The 14,620-nt window shown below is 67.2% G+C and carries 17 protein-coding genes; 3 read left to right on the top strand and 14 right to left on the bottom strand.

Features of this window, described 5'->3' with window-relative positions:
* Window positions 1–263: hypothetical protein (locus tag ACM0O9_RS04375; RefSeq protein ID WP_495495876.1), on the top strand; the 263-nt coding region annotated here is incomplete at its 5' end.
* 53 nt (window positions 264–316) lie between these two features.
* Here the strand turns inward: ACM0O9_RS04375 and ACM0O9_RS04380 are convergent.
* The 4 genes from ACM0O9_RS04380 to ACM0O9_RS04395 are packed head-to-tail and all read right to left on the bottom strand — an operon-like array spanning window position 317 to window position 4,238.
* A complete protein-coding gene (locus ACM0O9_RS04380) occupies window positions 317–685 on the bottom strand; it encodes a DUF2894 domain-containing protein (RefSeq protein WP_235649245.1) in 369 nt (122 codons plus the stop codon).
* Window positions 675–1,313, bottom strand: coding sequence for an OmpA family protein (locus ACM0O9_RS04385; protein ID WP_235649244.1), 639 nt, complete (start codon window positions 1,311–1,313; stop codon window positions 675–677). The genes ACM0O9_RS04380 and ACM0O9_RS04385 overlap by 11 nt, the downstream gene beginning before the upstream one ends.
* Window positions 1,310–3,574, bottom strand: coding sequence for a DUF802 domain-containing protein (locus ACM0O9_RS04390; protein WP_235649243.1), 2,265 nt, complete (start codon window positions 3,572–3,574; stop codon window positions 1,310–1,312). The genes ACM0O9_RS04385 and ACM0O9_RS04390 overlap by 4 nt, the downstream gene beginning before the upstream one ends.
* 10 nt (window positions 3,575–3,584) lie before the next feature.
* Window positions 3,585–4,238, bottom strand: a complete 654-nt coding sequence (locus ACM0O9_RS04395; protein ID WP_005416902.1) for a DUF3348 family protein — start codon at window positions 4,236–4,238, stop codon at window positions 3,585–3,587.
* A 146-nt stretch (window positions 4,239–4,384) separates the two neighbouring features.
* On the opposite strand from ACM0O9_RS04395, the gene ACM0O9_RS04400 reads away from it, so the two are divergent.
* Window positions 4,385–5,308, top strand: coding sequence for a M14 family metallopeptidase (locus ACM0O9_RS04400; RefSeq protein WP_032954249.1), 924 nt, complete (start codon window positions 4,385–4,387; stop codon window positions 5,306–5,308).
* Here ACM0O9_RS04400 and ACM0O9_RS04405 read toward each other — a convergent pair.
* From ACM0O9_RS04405 to ACM0O9_RS04430, 6 genes are all read right to left on the bottom strand, one after another.
* Complete coding sequence (locus ACM0O9_RS04405; RefSeq protein WP_065185704.1) at window positions 5,212–7,023, bottom strand: phosphoethanolamine transferase; 1,812 nt, start codon at window positions 7,021–7,023, stop codon at window positions 5,212–5,214. The two genes, ACM0O9_RS04400 and ACM0O9_RS04405, sit on opposite strands and share 97 nt — an antisense overlap.
* Window positions 7,024–7,096: 73 nt before the next feature.
* Window positions 7,097–7,483 carry a diacylglycerol kinase gene (locus ACM0O9_RS04410; RefSeq protein WP_005416899.1) on the bottom strand — a complete coding sequence of 129 codons (387 nt, stop codon included), beginning with the start codon at window positions 7,481–7,483 and terminating at the stop codon, window positions 7,097–7,099.
* A 56-nt stretch (window positions 7,484–7,539) separates the two neighbouring features.
* Window positions 7,540–8,781, bottom strand: coding sequence for a sensor histidine kinase (locus ACM0O9_RS04415; RefSeq protein ID WP_111129134.1), 1,242 nt, complete (start codon window positions 8,779–8,781; stop codon window positions 7,540–7,542).
* Window positions 8,778–9,452, bottom strand: coding sequence for a response regulator transcription factor (locus tag ACM0O9_RS04420; protein WP_095377093.1), 675 nt, complete (start codon window positions 9,450–9,452; stop codon window positions 8,778–8,780). The genes ACM0O9_RS04415 and ACM0O9_RS04420 overlap by 4 nt, the downstream gene beginning before the upstream one ends.
* A gap of 102 nt (window positions 9,453–9,554) precedes the next feature.
* On the bottom strand, window positions 9,555–10,085 hold the full coding sequence (locus ACM0O9_RS04425) for a nuclear transport factor 2 family protein (RefSeq protein ID WP_235649242.1): 531 nt from the start codon (window positions 10,083–10,085) through the stop codon (window positions 9,555–9,557).
* 36 nt (window positions 10,086–10,121) lie between these two features.
* Window positions 10,122–10,754, bottom strand: coding sequence for a YbbD-related protein (locus tag ACM0O9_RS04430; protein ID WP_235649241.1), 633 nt, complete (start codon window positions 10,752–10,754; stop codon window positions 10,122–10,124).
* A gap of 483 nt (window positions 10,755–11,237) precedes the next feature.
* Here ACM0O9_RS04430 and ACM0O9_RS04435 point away from each other — a divergent pair, with 483 nt between their 5' ends.
* Window positions 11,238–11,555: a hypothetical protein gene (locus tag ACM0O9_RS04435; RefSeq protein ID WP_005416890.1), complete on the top strand. Its 318-nt coding sequence runs from the start codon at window positions 11,238–11,240 to the stop codon at window positions 11,553–11,555.
* 51 nt (window positions 11,556–11,606) lie between these two features.
* Here the strand turns inward: ACM0O9_RS04435 and ACM0O9_RS04440 are convergent, their stop codons facing one another.
* The 4 genes from ACM0O9_RS04440 to ACM0O9_RS04455 form a co-directional block, all read right to left on the bottom strand.
* A complete protein-coding gene (locus ACM0O9_RS04440; protein ID WP_065185701.1) occupies window positions 11,607–11,954 on the bottom strand; it encodes an RcnB family protein in 348 nt (115 codons plus the stop codon).
* A 134-nt stretch (window positions 11,955–12,088) separates the two neighbouring features.
* Window positions 12,089–13,525, bottom strand: a complete 1,437-nt coding sequence (locus ACM0O9_RS04445; RefSeq protein ID WP_235649239.1) for an efflux transporter outer membrane subunit — start codon at window positions 13,523–13,525, stop codon at window positions 12,089–12,091.
* Complete coding sequence (locus ACM0O9_RS04450; protein ID WP_414604040.1) at window positions 13,522–14,406, bottom strand: HlyD family secretion protein; 885 nt, start codon at window positions 14,404–14,406, stop codon at window positions 13,522–13,524. Before ACM0O9_RS04450 ends, ACM0O9_RS04445 begins: the two co-directional genes overlap by 4 nt.
* 1 nt (window position 14,407) lies before the next feature.
* Window positions 14,408–14,617, bottom strand: a complete 210-nt coding sequence (locus ACM0O9_RS04455) for a DUF1656 domain-containing protein (RefSeq protein WP_235649238.1) — start codon at window positions 14,615–14,617, stop codon at window positions 14,408–14,410.
* Window positions 14,618–14,620: the final 3 nt, after the last annotated feature.

The raw sequence follows: 14,620 nt of genomic DNA on the forward strand, positions 1-14,620 counted from the left end.
GGTTGCCGGCCAGCGGCCGGCACCCGCAGGAACCCGCGAGGAGATGCGTAGCTGCCGGCCAGCGGCCGTCGCTGCCATTCATTGTTCAGCGCGGCCATTCGCTGTTCAGCGGCGCTTGCGCGCGCTTTGGCGTGGTCGGCCTGGATGTGATGCCGGCCAGCGGCCGGCACTACCACAGCGGAACCGAAGCGCAGCGCAGATTCCGTTACTGCGCACAGAGCACCCGCGATGGTAGTGCCGGCCGCTGGCCGGCAACGACATGACCCGCGCGGAGGTGCGTAGCTGCCGGCCAGCGGCCGGCACTACCATTCAACGGTCAGCGCGGCTTTCGTGTCCGTTTCGGCCTTGCGGTCTCACCGCCGCTGGCGGCGCCATCCTGCAGCGCCTGCAGCCAGGACAACGTGTCCACATAGTCGATGAAGTGGCGCAGGTAGCCGGGGCTGGTGGCCTGCATCGTGTCGAGCATGCGTTGCACCAGCACTGCCGAGTTCAGTGGGCCGCCATCGGCCGGGGCCTCGGCGCGCAGCGAGCGGCGCACCTGCAGTTCGCTGCGCAGCTCCGACCATTCGCGCTGCACCTGCTGCAGCATCGGCACCTGTGGGTAATGCGGCAGCGAGCGCGACCCCGCATCAAGGTCACGCACCAATGCGCGCAGGCCTTCCAGCGCGGGCGGCTTACTTGCCATCCGCTGCCTTGGGCTTGGGGATCGGCGCGATTTCCACACGGCGATTGCGCGCGCGGCCTTCCTCATTGGCGTTGGAACTGACCGGCTGCTCGCTGCCGAACGCGGCGGCGAACACGGCGTCAGCCGGTACGCCATCGGCGATCAGGGTGCGGGTCACGGTCAGCGAACGCTGCGCGGACAGCTCCCAGTTGTCGGCGAAGCGGCGGTTGCCTTCGCGCACCGGCGCATCATCGGTAAAGCCGCTGACCATCAGGATCTCTTCGCGGCTGCCCAGATAGGCGGCCAGCGGTGCGGCCAGACTGCGCAGCAGCTCCTGGCCTTCCGGCTGCAGCTGGTCGGAGTTCAGCGCGAACAGCACGCTGCCGCTGATGCCGATGCGTCCATCGACCAGGGTCACGCGACCGGCGGTCAGCGGGCCGGCCAGCGCCTGTTCCAGCGTCTGCAGGCGCTTGGCTTCGGCCTGGCGCTGCTTCACTTCCTGGTCCAGCCGCTGCGACAGCTCCAGCTGCACCGCGACCACACCGACCAGTATCAGCACGAACGCACCCAGCAGCACCGACATCAGGTCGCCGAAGGCGGCCCAGATCGGTGCGTGCGAGCCGCCATCGACCTCCAGCTCGTCGCTCATGCGCTACCGGCCTTGCCGCGGCGCGCGGCCAGCTGCTGCAGTTCTTCCATCACCTGCTTCTGCGACAGCAGGCTGAGGTCGACCACCTCGCGCGCCTGCGCCACGTAATAAGCCAGCTGCTCATCGCTACGGGCCAGCGAGGCATCCAGCGCGCCGCCAATCTGTTCCAGACGGCCGGACAGCTCGGTGGAGGCGTTGCTGAACTGCGCGACCGCTTCACCGAAGGCGCCGGCCAGCTGGCCGACGTCACCCGCGCTGCCGGTGAGTGCTGCCGCAATGCCATCCAGCTTGCCGGTCTCGGCCGCGATATGGTCGGTAAAGCGGTTGCCGACACGCTCCAGCAGCTCGGCCGAACCGCCAACCAGTGCGTCCACCGCGGTGCGCTGTTCGTGCGATGCGTGGTTGATTGCATCCAGCAGGGTCTGCACGGTGGCCAGCAGGCGACCGCGCTCTTCCAGCATCGCGTTGTCACGCACCAGGCTTTCAGAGAGCGTGCTGCGCAGCTCGTTGATGACGTCGGCAGCAGCTTTCGGTGCCGCTGCCGCAGTCTGCAGCAGGGTGGACACTTCGGCCAGCGTGGCGCTGGCCTGCGCGCGACCGTTCTCGCCGATCTGCTGTGCGGTCGCCGCCAGCGTGTCGCAGACCTGTTGCTGCTGTGCAGCCAGGCGTTCGCCATTGGCCTGTAGGCGCTCGGCCAGCTCGGTGGAAACGTGCTGCAGGGCATCACTCCAGCGCTGCAGGCGCTGTTCGTCGCCAGCCTGCAGCTGCGCATGCAGGGTGGCGTGGGCCTGCTGGAGTTCGGCGCTGACCGCGTCCCAGCGCGCCTGGCGCTGCTGTTCGCGGCTGTCCAGGCTGGCCTGCAGTTCGGCGTGCGCAGTCGCGGCGGCAGCCTGGGCGGCTTGCCACTGCTGCGAGCGCTGCTGTTCGTGGTCCTGCAGCAGCGACTGGCTGGCGTCGTGGCGCTGCTCCAGTGCCTGCAGCAATGCCTGCGCACGCTCGTCCAGCTGCTGGCCGGCCGCCAGCAGCGCCTGCTGCTGGCGCTCGACCAGCGCGCTGTTCAGTGCCTGCTGCTGCTCGATGGCGGCGCGCCAGGCCTCGGCGTTGCCGTTGGCATCGGCCTGCAGGCGCTCGCCGATACGCGCGACGAGTGCTTCGGCGTGCGTGCCCTGGCCATCGCTGAAGGCCTGCAGGTGCTGGCGCAGATCACTCACCAGCGCCTGCTGCGCCTGGGTCTGTTCACTCACCACCTTGGCCCAGCTGGCTTCGGTGGCGACCCGGCTGCGTTCGAAACCGTCGCTCAGGCCCGCCAGCTGCTGTTGCACGGCGCGCTCGACACGGGCATGCAACGCTTCGCCATGGTGAGCCAGACCGGCCAGGGTGGTTTCAGCCATCGGCTGCAGCGCGCCACCGATGGCCGCGGCACTGGCTTCGGCACCTTCGCGCAGCGACTGCTGCAGCGACAGGGCCAGGCGTTCCTGCAGCGCTTGGCTCTGGGTCAGGAACTCGGCCTGGCCAGCCAGCAGGCGCTCATTGGCGGCCGCACTGTGCTGTTCAAAGGTGCTGGTCATCGCCTGCAGGCGGTCGACCAGCGCCGGCAGCGCGGCGGACTGTGCCTGCAGCAGGCGCAGCGATTCGGCGCGCTGCCAGGCCTGCGAATATGGGTGCAGGTCGCCGGCAATGGCGCGGTCAAGCTGCTGCACGGCCAGCAGACGGTCACGACGCAGCAGCGCCGCCAGCAGGCCGAGCATGGCCGAGCTGGCCACACCGGCGATCGAGGTACCGAAGGCCACCGCCAGGCCCTGCACGGGCGAGGCCAGCGAGCCGCGGATCGCGGCCATGTCGGTCGCGCTCTGCAGGGCCAGGCCGGTGCCACGCAGCGTGTCCATCATGCCCAGCAGGGTACCGAGCATGCCGAGCAGCACCAGCAGGCCGACCAGGTACGGGGTCAGCACCGGTGCGGGCAGGGCGGTGCGCTCGCCTTCCACGCGCAGGCGCACGGCGTTGCGCAGGCCTACCGGCACGCGCTCCAGCCATGGGGCGAGGCTTTCCTTCGCGCTGGACAGGTCATTCAGTGCGGCGCGCAGGCCGTTGCTGGCCTGGCGGTAGCGGTACAGCTCCACGCCGCCGGCGATGTAGCAGGCCGCAATGATCGCCGCCACCGCTGCACCCAGCGGATGCACCGAAACGTAGCCAATGCCGATCCAGCACACGGCCAGCAGGCCGACAAGGAAAACAACGACATGGAGAGCAGTTCTGGACATGGTGTTCCGGTCAGTGGGAGCGCAGGGCGTCTTGCAGCCCTTCGATCGGGTGGAAGCGCAGCTGCAGCTCGGCGAGCAGCAGCGTGCGCATGTCATGGCGGAAGGCCGCGCGCCAGCCGGGCTGGCCATGCACGCGTTCAAAACGGGCGCCGAGCACCGCCGGCGCGGTGGCCAGCAGGCTGTGCTCGCGCGGGGTGAGTGTCTGTTCCATCACCGCATCAACCTCGGCCAGTCGCGCCAGCTCCGGCGAGACCTGTACCAGCTGGTCGCGCAGGCGGCCGCGCAGGCGCCCGGTGGCGGTCTGGATGGCCTGCTGCAGCACCCGGTAGCGCTGGCGCAGCGAAGCGAAGTTGGGTGCGGCAGCGGCCTCGGCCAGGTCCAGCAGGCGCTCGGCCTCGGCGTCCTCGCGGATCGAGGCCAGCAGGCTGGCATGGGCCTGGGCGCAGTCGGCCAGTACATCCTCGGCCCCCTCGGCAGCTTCGCCGGGCTCGGGCAGGCGTCCGCCCAACGCGCCGGACAGGGCCACGGCACGGCTCCAGTCCACCCACTGGCCGAGGCGATCGGTCAGGGCGGGACTGCTGGCCGGCATCGCGCCGTCGCTGAGACGGGCGAGCAGGCGGAGGAACTCCGGTCCACCCAGGACCGGCTGCGCTGCGTTCGCCATCAAGGGGTGAGGGGCCAAAAACCGTTGATTTTACAACCAGATGACCCCGGCTGGATGAAGGCGGGGCCTGGGTGGCGGTACCCACAGGCGCGACAAGGCTTAGAATGTCCGGCTGCATCCCCCCGTTCGTCCCCTGGAGTACCCCCATGACTGTTGCGCAGTTCTACCCGATCGGCACCCCCGGACAGCCCTGGGGCGACGCGGAACGCGCACAGTGGCGGGCCCGCCAGCAGCGCCAGCGCAGCTACCACGATGACGTGGTGGCCGCCCTTGAGCGCCTGGACGACAGCGTTTTCGACGTGATCCAGTACGGCCAGCTGGACTATGCACCGGACCATTACCCGCTGTTCGCCGTGGTCAACCACGACTGGAACCCGGCGCTGCCGACCGCGCTGATCACCGGCGGCGTGCATGGCTACGAAACCAGCGGCGTGCACGGCGCCCTGCAGTTCCTGGAACAGCAGGCCGAGCGTTACCTGGGCCGGCTGAACCTGATCGTCGCGCCATGCGTCAGCCCGTGGGGCTACGAGCGCATCCAGCGCTGGAACCCGGATGCGATCGATCCGAACCGTAGCTTCCGTGACGGCGGCCAGATCAAGGAAGCCGCCGCACTGATGGCCTGGGTGGGCGAGCGCAAGGCGAACCTGCTGGTGCACCTGGACCTGCACGAGACCACCGACAGCGACCTGAACGAGTTCGATCCGGCGCGCTGCGCGCGCGACGGCAAGCTGTTCGAGCGCGACACGATTCCCGATGGCTTCTATGTGATCGGCAACAGCGAAGATCCGCAGGCCGAGTTCCAGAAGGCCCTGATTGCCGCAGTGGCGCCCATCACCCACATCGCCCCGGCCGATGCCGACGGCAACCTGGTCGGCCTGCCGCTGCAGTCGCCGGGCGTGGTCTGGGGCGAGTCGCGTTCGATCGGCGCCTGCGCCGGCTTCACCGACGCACGCTTTGCGACCACCACCGAGGTCTACCCGGACAGCCCGCGCACCAACCCGCAGGAATGCAACGACGCCCAGGTGGCGGCGGTGTGTGCGGGCCTGGATTTCGCCCTGGCGGCGCAGTAGCGCGCCACGTTGCGGGCGGTGACCGGCATCAGCCGGTGCCGCTTCTTCGCCGGCGCGGCGGCCACAGCCGGCGAACCCGACGGGCGGCATCCGGCAAACACATCCAGATTACGCTGGTACACCGTGCTGCTGACCCCGAACAGGCCCAGCAGCGAGTGGAAGATGTTGTCGTGGCTGTGCGCCCGTTGCAGCGCATTCCCACGCAGGCAGGCCATGTCCAGGCCCGCGTTGCGGCCGAAGTCCGATGAGAACCACATCACCATCGGCACCTGGGTCTGTTCGCGCGGGGCGATGAAGTAGGGCGTGCCATGCAGGTACATGCCGCGTTCGCCGAGCGACTCGCCGTGGTCGGACACATAGATCAGCGCAACGTCGCGCCGGTCCGAATAGCCTTGCAGCAGGTCGATGGTCTCCGCCAGCACCCGGTCGGTATGCACCAGGGTGTTGTCATAGGTGTTGACCAGCGCCTCGTTGCTGCAATGCTGGATCTGGTTGCTGTCGCAGGTCGGGCTGAAGGCCCGCGAGGCAGCCGGATAGCGCTCGAAGTAGGTCGGGCCGTGGCTGCCCAGCTGATGCAGCACGACCAGGCCGTCGCCGTTGATCGCGTCGATGCGTGTGCCAAGCTGGTGCAGCAGCACGTCGTCGTAGCAGGTGCCGTCGGTGTTGACGCACTGGCCCGCCACCTTCAGCGCAGGCATGTCCTCGGTCGGCACGCGCTCGCACACGCCCTTGCAGCCGCCATTGTTGTTGTTGCGCCAGAGCACGCTGACGCCGGTACGCTGCAGGATGTCGAGCACGTTCTCCTCGGTCGCCGCGCGAACGTTGTCGTATTGCTGGCGGGTCATCTGCGAGAACATGCACGGCACCGAGATGGCCGTTGCGGTTCCGCACGAGGAGACATCACTGAAGCTGATGACGCCTTCCGTGCGTGAGAGCCGGGGATTGGTTGCGCGTGGGTAGCCGTTGAGCTGGAAGTTCTGTGACCGCGCGGTCTCGCCGACGACCATGACCACCAGCTTCGGGCGCGGGCCGGGTATGCGCCGCGCGTCCATGCCGATCGGGCGCAGCGGTTGCTGGCGGGTGCTATGGAGGCTTTTCAGGTAACCGTGGGTATGGCGCATCACGTTCAACGGCAGTACCTGGTCGCGGATGTAGCGGTTATTGCGCAGCAGCGAGGAGTAGTCCTTGTAGAACGCAAAGCCGATCACCAGCAGCATCACCAGTGACGCCAGAACGTTGGCCGGCCACACCAGCAGCGACCGTATCGAACCCGCTCCGCTGGCGGTGCGCACCAGGGCAAGCGCTGCAGCGGGCATCGCGCCCAGCGCCAGCAGGGTCAACAGCAGCGGCAGCGAGAGATAGGCGTTCAGTTCGGCCTGATTGGTCTCGAACACGTTCTGCACCATGCTGCGATCGATCAGCACGTTGTAGTGCAGCATGAAATAGCTGCAGGCGGCGCTGGTGACGATGAGTACGGCCAGCAGCGGCTTGCGCACGAAGGGTAGTGCCAGCAATGGCGTCAGCAGCAGATTGAACAGGCAGAACAACACCAGCGGCAGGCTGGCCAGGAACAGGATGCTGCGCACACCGTTGAGATCGGTCAGTTCCCACAGCGACTTCCAGAGGGCGATGTTTCCAATCGTGGTGAAGAAAAACGCTGCGGCCCAGACCAGGATGATCGGATGGGGCCGTGGAAAACGGAGGCATTGACGCACGAGCAGGGTCCGCGGAACAGGAGTGCGCGCAGTATCGAAACGGCCTTATCAGGAAGTTGTCAGGATTGCCGGCCTAGCCCAGCAGGATCACGCCCCACACCGCGCCGACCATCAACAACGCGGTGGTCTGTGCGGCGCTGCCCATGTCCTTGGCGTTCTTCGACAGCGGGTGCTGCTCCAGCGAGATGCGATCAACCACGGCCTCGATTGCCGAGTTGAGCAGTTCCACCAGCAGGCTGATGAAGCAGACCGCCAGCACCAACGCGCGCTCGGTTGTACTGATGTCCAGCACGAACGCCGCAGTGATCAACAGCGCGTGCAGCAGCAGCAGCTGGCGAAAGGCGGCCTCGCCGCGGAAGGTCGCGATGAAGCCATCGCGCGAATGGACCAGGGTGTGCAAGATGCGGCTCAGGCCGGTCTTGCCGTGCGGATACTTGCCGCTGTGCTTGGGGTGCTGCATGCCGTTCTCGAGGTTGGGACAACCCCGAGCATGTGCACGCCGCTGTCAGGAATACGTCAGATGCGGGCCGCAGGCCAGTGCAGGGCGAACCGGCAGCCGCGCTCCGAGGACTGTACCGTCATTGTCCAGCCAAGGTGTTCGACGATGCGCTGCACGATGGACAGTCCCAATCCTTCGCCGCTGTGCGGTGCCCCGGGCACGAATCGTTGGAACTGCTGCGGGTCGATGCTGGAGGGCAGGCCGGGGCCGGTGTCTGCGATGATCAGTGCGGTGGTGTCCAGGGTGATCCGGACCTTGCCCTGTTCGGTGTATTGGCAGGCGTTGCGCGTCAGGTTCCAGATCACGCTGTGTACCAGGTCCGGATTGGTGTGCATCGTTACCTCGCGACCGGGATCAACGGTGATGCCGACCGGCTTGCCGGCCAGCCAGGGCTGGCAGCGTTCCACGCAGGACTCGATCAACGGACGCAAAGCCACCTCGCTGCGCGGGACTGAGCCGGGGGAACGAGAGAGCAACAGCAGGCAGGACAACTGGCGCTGCATCTCCTGGGTAGTACGCAGGATGCGCTCTGCGCTGGGAACCAGATGGCTGTCAGGAGGAAGCTGGCAGGCAAGGGTTTCCGCAGCGCCGCCGATGATGGCCAGCGGCGTACGCAGCTCATGGCTGGCATCGCCGCTGAAGCATTGCTCGCGGTGCAGGAAACGCTCCAGTTCATCACTGTGCCGGGCAAAGGCGCGGGCCAGAACACCGATCTCGTCGCGTGCGTCCTGGCAGGGAAAGGGCTTCCGCCCGCTCTGCACGGCATCGGCCAACTGCGTGATGGGCGCGATGACGTGCGACGCCACCTTGCGACCGATCAGGAAGGCGCCGAGCACGCAGATCGAAATGACCAGCGCTGCAAAGGCGTTGATCAGGTATTCCAGATAGCCATAAGGCGCCGCGTCCTGCAGCAGGTAGTAGCGCTGTCCGCCACTGTCGAACACGCGCAGGTGCCACTCGTTGGGTGCTGCTTCGCCGTGGTAGCCCAGGCCATACTGGCGCAGCACCACAGGTACGTTCCGGGCATCGTACAGTGCGCTGCCGGAGGGCAGGGCGGGGCGTTGGCCACGAGCCAGTTCGTCCTGCAGGCGGCGTACTTGGCTGTCCTGGGTGCGTCCAACGACGGCGGCCCGTACCTGGTCGTAGTCCACCTGTTCGGCCAGAACGATGAAGCCCATGGCGCCGGCCATCAGCAGCACGAACGAAATCGTGATGCGGGTGCGCAGGGTCAAGCGCCGGTAGAGAGCGGCGGGGGTCACGCCGGCATGCGCCAGCCGACGCTGTGCACCGTGGCGATCAGCGTGGTGTCGAAACTGCGGTCCACCTGCAGGCGCAGCTCATGGATGTGGGTACGCAGCGCGCCGCCGTCCGGTGGCTCGTCGCCCCAGACCAGGTATTCCATCTCCTGCTTGCGGACCACGGCGGGTGCCGCGCGTACCAGGCACAACAGGAGCTTGTGCGAGGTGGGCGTCAGCGCGATGCAGCGTCCCTGCCGCCAGGCCTGCGGCGACCGCGTATCGACCTGCAGGTCCTTCCACGCCAGTACGCTGTCGACCTGGCGGCCCTGGGCGCGTCGCACCAGGGCCTTGATCCGCGCATCCAGCTCCTTCAGCGAGAAGGGCTTGACCAGATAGTCATCCGCGCCCAGCGCCAGGCCCTGCACGCGGTCTTCGACCGGATCGCGCGCCGTCAGCATCAGGACCGGCACCGGATTCTGGAACTCCTGGCGCAGCTTCCGGCACAGCGCCATCCCGTCCAGGCGTGGCAGCATCAGGTCCAGCAGGATGGCATCGTAGTCGTTCTGCGTGGCCCGACGCAGGCCACTGGCGCCGTCACGGGCGTCGTCCAGCACATAGCCGAGTGGCTCAAAGAAGGCGTACAGGTTGGCAACCAGTTCGGGGTTGTCTTCGATGATCAGCAGGCGGGTCATTGCGAGCGTCCTTGCGCGTGGCCGAACTCTGCCCGATCCCTTGCCGGATGCCAATGCCCTGGCTGAATGGATCGCAATCCGCGCTCGGCGTCCTCAAGACGTTCAGTCGGCCGGGCTGCGTGAATCGCGGATCGAATAGATCACCGAGAAGATCTTCCAGCCCTGTTCGGTGCGGACCAGCTGCCACATTTCCCTGCCACAGTTGGTCTTCACCCCATCGTCGTGGAAGCTGTAGTCAAACGACACCGAGGCCACATCGCCATCCGTCTCGATCTTCGTGTTGGAGAATGTCTCTTCTTTCAGCTTCGGCGAGGCCACCGCCCCGTCGATCAGTGCGATGAAGTTGTTGGCGGGAATCTGCCGTGCCTTGATCGCATCGGGCTTGGCCTTGCGGATGTCCTGCAGGCGCGCGTCCTCGGAAACGAACTGCCAGCCGATATCTTCCGGCTTGTCAGAGAAGAACAGGCTCATGTAGGTCGGCTTGTCCTTGTTGATCAGCGAGGTGCGGAACGATTCGACCACCTGTTCGATGGCCTTGACGTCGGCAGGGGCGTTCTGCGCGGCTAAGACTGGCAGCCACGCCGGGAGCAGAAGGGCGAGGGCGGCGGAGCGTGCACGTGCGTTGGGCATCATGGGGGTCCTGGGGAGGAGTGAGGTGGCGCTCGCGCATCAGCGCGCGTAGGTTCGCCAGAAAAGCACGTGGTCTTCGGCCGTGTTGACGGCGACGAAGACGGATTTTCCGGATTCGGGCGCGCAGCGAAAGACGCGGTACGACGACTTGAGCGTCCCGTCGCCCGGCCACCAGTATCGATCGAACGCAACAGGATCGCTGTTGTTGAATGTGGTCGCCTGGCAATCCGCAGGCAGCTGCAGTGGTGTCGCAGCGGGCTTGGTGAAGGCCAGCGCGCTGGTGTTTGAGTCGAGGTCGTGCACCTCGCGGAGGTCGGTCGCCTCGTGGGGCACCCAGCCGGGAATCCACCCCTTGTTCACTCTGTCGGAGTCAAGCGCCTCCTGCAGGGTGTCGAACGAACTGTCCATCACCATACCGCAGGCGCATAGCGCGCTACAGAACGTCACGACAATGGCGCGCCTGGCCCATGCAACGGGGCTGGTCATCGTCGTCATGCTCTGCGGAAAGCAGCCTACCCACTTCCTAGGGCGGCAAGCGCTTGAGCCGCGCTTCCAGCCCCGGTCGTACGGCCGGTCGCAGGGTTCTGCATGGCGCTGCGCCTTGCGCGCGTACTGCTGCATGAACAGGCCGATCTCCTGCGCGATCCTGTCCTTCCGGCTCTTGCCTGCCATCGACGGGCGTCCCTGTGTTCATCCTGAATCATCGGTCGGCGCACGCTAGCACGGATGACGGGCGCCGCAACAGGCCGGTTTGACGTTGAGGAAGGTCTGCGCGGATGATGCGCGGGCGCGCGGCGCAGGAGGGGATCTGTCAATGAGGACATTGATGTGGGGGCTTGCCGGCCTGTTCCTGGCGTACGTTGCCGGTTGCTCGGCAATCTCGGCGTGGCATTCCCGCGCGCTTGCCTCGGTTCGGCCGGGGGCGGGCAAGGCCGGAGTACTCCAGGCGCTGGGGCAACCTGACGTGGTGGAGCACGCCGCTGCTCCCTTTACCCGCTATGCCAGCCGTGGATGCAGTGGTCGCTGTGCGCAGCGATGGTGGTATGAGAACCGGCTGGGCCTGGATACCGAAGCCTGGTCGGTGGAGCTGGATGCTTCCGATCGCGTGCTCACAACGTCGCGCTTGACGTCACCCTAGAAGACCGCGACGAACGCATGCGCATCCATCGACCTTTCATCTTCATCGCAAGCCTGGCCCTGATGGCGTTGTGCGGGCTGATGGGCGTGCTGGTGCTCATCCATGGCTTCAACGAGCAGGGCCTGCGCTGTGGCAGGCTGTGCTCACTGGAGGTCTCCCTCCGCCTGCTCTTCGGTGATCGGGGATTCGAACTGCTGGTGGCGATGGGACTGTTTGCCACAGCGCTGATGTGCGCGTATATCGCATTGCGGGAGGGCATGCATGCCGGGCGGCCGCGAAGGCAGGTACAGCGTCGGGGGCATAAGCGCCGCCGATCGTCACAGCCCAGGTCGTGAAGTATCTCTCCGCGCGGCGTTCTGCCGCGCGGAGGGACACCGCAGGAGGTGTCAGCGATGCAGCGCGTCGATGATCAGCCCGGTGGCGATCTCCACCAACAGGTACTCGTTATCGGACTGCCGGACCCAGCGCCGGTCGCGGCCCGGCTCGCGCAGGTCATAGCGCGCGTAGTCGTCCACCCAGTAGCGGCGGTCCACTTCGGCCCAAGGGAGGCGGTCGCCACGACGCCAGGCCTTCTTCTGCCAGCCCGGCGGCGGCGCATCGCGGTTGTGCGGGCCACCTGCATGCGGCGGCGGGCCGTTGCCGCGGGCGTGGTGCGGCGGATCGGCGAAGGCGGGGGCCGCAGCCAACGCGGTGGCGGTGGTCAAAGCGATGGCAAGCAAACGTGTGGTCTTCATGGATGTGCCTCCGTCATGGCCGCAGCATGCGGCGCTGTGGCGGGAATATAGGGCAGACAACGTGAATGAATACGGGTGTGCGCGACACTTTCCTGAACACACAGCGTGACGTGCAGTCGCCGCCCCGGAAAGGATCAACGGGCCCCGTCCGGGGCCGGACCCAATGCGCCCCAGCCGCCGCCCAGTGACAGGAACAGATCCATCTGGCGATCGACCCGGTCCGCGCGCGATGCGGCCAATGCGGACTCCGCATCTGCCAGCGCGGCCTGGGCCGAAAGCACATCGAGAAAATCGATCCTGCCGAAACGGTAGAGCAGCTGCGCCTGTCCCGCGGCCCGCGCTGCGTCCCCATGCGCCTGTGCCAGGCTGCGCTCGCGTTCAAGCGCCTGCGTGCAGGCAGAAAGCGCAGTCTCGGTCTGGCGAAGTGCCTGCAGCACCGCGCCGTCAAAGGAAGCAAGAGCCGCATCTGCATTGGCACCGGCCGCTGCGATGCGGGCCTTGGCCACGCGGCGGTTGGGCCAGTGCCATGACAGCAGCGGCCCGACGCTCGCCCCGAAACTGTCGGCGGAAAGCAGATGCGCCGGTGTGCCAGCCACGCCCGAAGAGGCGCCCAAGGTGATCTGCGGATAGAGACCCGCCGTCTCGACACCGATCATTGCAGTCGCGGCGGCCAGGCTGCGTTCGGCTGCGCGTACGTCAGGGCGCCGCTGGAGCAGCTGCCAGCCGTCACCGACCGGCAATGCCTGCTGCAGCTCAGGGGGCTGTGGGCACCCTCCTGTTTCCTTGGGATAGTCTGCCGGGACTTTGCCCATCAGTGCGGCCAGTTCGAACAGTGCGGCCTGGCGTTCTGCCAGCAGGTGCGGTACCGCCGCCGCGCTGCGGTTGACCGCGGCTCCGGCACGGCTGACATCGAAGTCCGTTCCACGCCCGCCTGCAGCCAGGCGACGGTTTGCCTCCAGCGTGGCGCGCTGTATCGCCAGCACATGCCGGGTCGCAGCGAGCGTGTGATTGCTTGTGCAGATCTGGAGATAGGCACGGGTGACAGCCGCAGCGACCACCACGCGGACCTGGTCGCGTGCCGTAGCGATGGCCTCCGCGTCGGCGTTGGCGGCTTCGATGCCGCGGCGGATGCCGCCTGCAAGATCCAGTGGATAGGAGAGGCGAAGGCCCAGCGCATAGGATTGCGGCGCGGCCGACGCCTGGGTGTAGCCACCGGCATGGACGAGCGTGCCCGATGCATCCACGTCCCCTTGCACGGCACCGCGCGCGCGGTACTCCAGCACGGTCGCGCTGGCGCGCCGAAGGTTGGCATCGGCGGCGCGCAGGTCGGTATTGGCCGCCAGTGCTTCGCGTACGTAGGCGTCAAGCTGAGGGTCGCCATACAGTTCCCACCACCGATCCGGTGGTGGGTCGTGGCTGAACGATGCCTCCTGGCCCGAGACGAACGCCTGCGCCGCGCGTGTGGAGGCAGCGACGGCATTCGCAGGCAGGTGATAGTCGGGGCCGGACACGCAGGCCGTCATCGGCAGCAGCAGGGCAAGCAGCCCACCGCGTAGTGTTCGCAGGCTCACTTGCAGGTTCCCTGTGCCGAGGGCGTGATGGTCACACTCGCAGTGCGACCGACGATCAGGCGGGTATCCGGCCGCGCATCGTCAATGCGGATGCGTACCGGGATCCGCTGTGCCAGCCTCACCCAGGTGTAGGTCGGCGCCACCGCCGGCAGCAGGTTGTGGGTGCTTGAGCGCTGATCGTCGGCAATGCCGGCGGCGATGGTATCCACGTGCCCGCGCACGTCGTGGTCGTCGCCCATCAGCCGGGCCACGGCGGCATCGCCCTCGGTGATGCAGGCCAGCTTGGTTTCCTCGAAATAGCCCTCGACGCGCAGGCTGCGGGTGTCGATCAGCGCCAGCGCCTGTGCCCCCGGCTGCAGGTAGTCGCCCGCGTGCAGGTCCAGGTTGGTGACGATGCCATCGGTGGTCGCACGCACCTCGGTGCGTTGCACATTGAGCCGGGCAACGCGCTGTTCGGCCCGCGCCTGCGCCAGGGCGGCCAGCTCGGTATCGACCTTGGCGGCATTGCGTTCGCGGGTTTCCGAAGCGACCAGGTTGCCCAGTGCGTCGTCCCGCGTCGATTCGCGGCGGGCCAGTGCCAGCGTGGCGCGTGCGCTGCTGGCCGCTGCGTCGGCCTTCTCAAGTGCGGCAGCGAAGCGCGGCTGGTCCAGCACCAGCAGCAGCTGTCCGGCGCTCACCCGCTGGTTGTCGTGCACCAGCACCTGGGTGACCAATCCCCCCATGTCCGACGCAACGCGCACCACGTCGGCGCGCACCCGCCCATCGCGCGTCCACGGGCGTGTTTCGTAGCGATGCCAGATGGCCAGTGCAGCGACGACGGCAATTGCGAACACCACCAGGGTTGCGCTCCAGCGCCCGATGACAGCAAGCGTGTGTTTCATCTCATTTCTCGAACAGGGGCGCGAGCCGGATCATCAGCTCCGCCAGGATCACGAACAGGGACAGACCCACCAGTGGCCACGCGGCGAACAAGCGGTACAGGCGGAGACTGGCGAGCAGGCGCGAGGTCAGTACCGACAGCGCCAGCGCGGCGACGGCCACGGCGAGCAGGCCGGGGATCAGCACGCCATCAATGGAGAGATCAGAAAACATGAG

It is taken from the genome of Stenotrophomonas sp. FR012 (assembly GCF_047520565.2).
Taxonomy (GTDB): domain Bacteria; phylum Pseudomonadota; class Gammaproteobacteria; order Xanthomonadales; family Xanthomonadaceae; genus Stenotrophomonas; species Stenotrophomonas sepilia.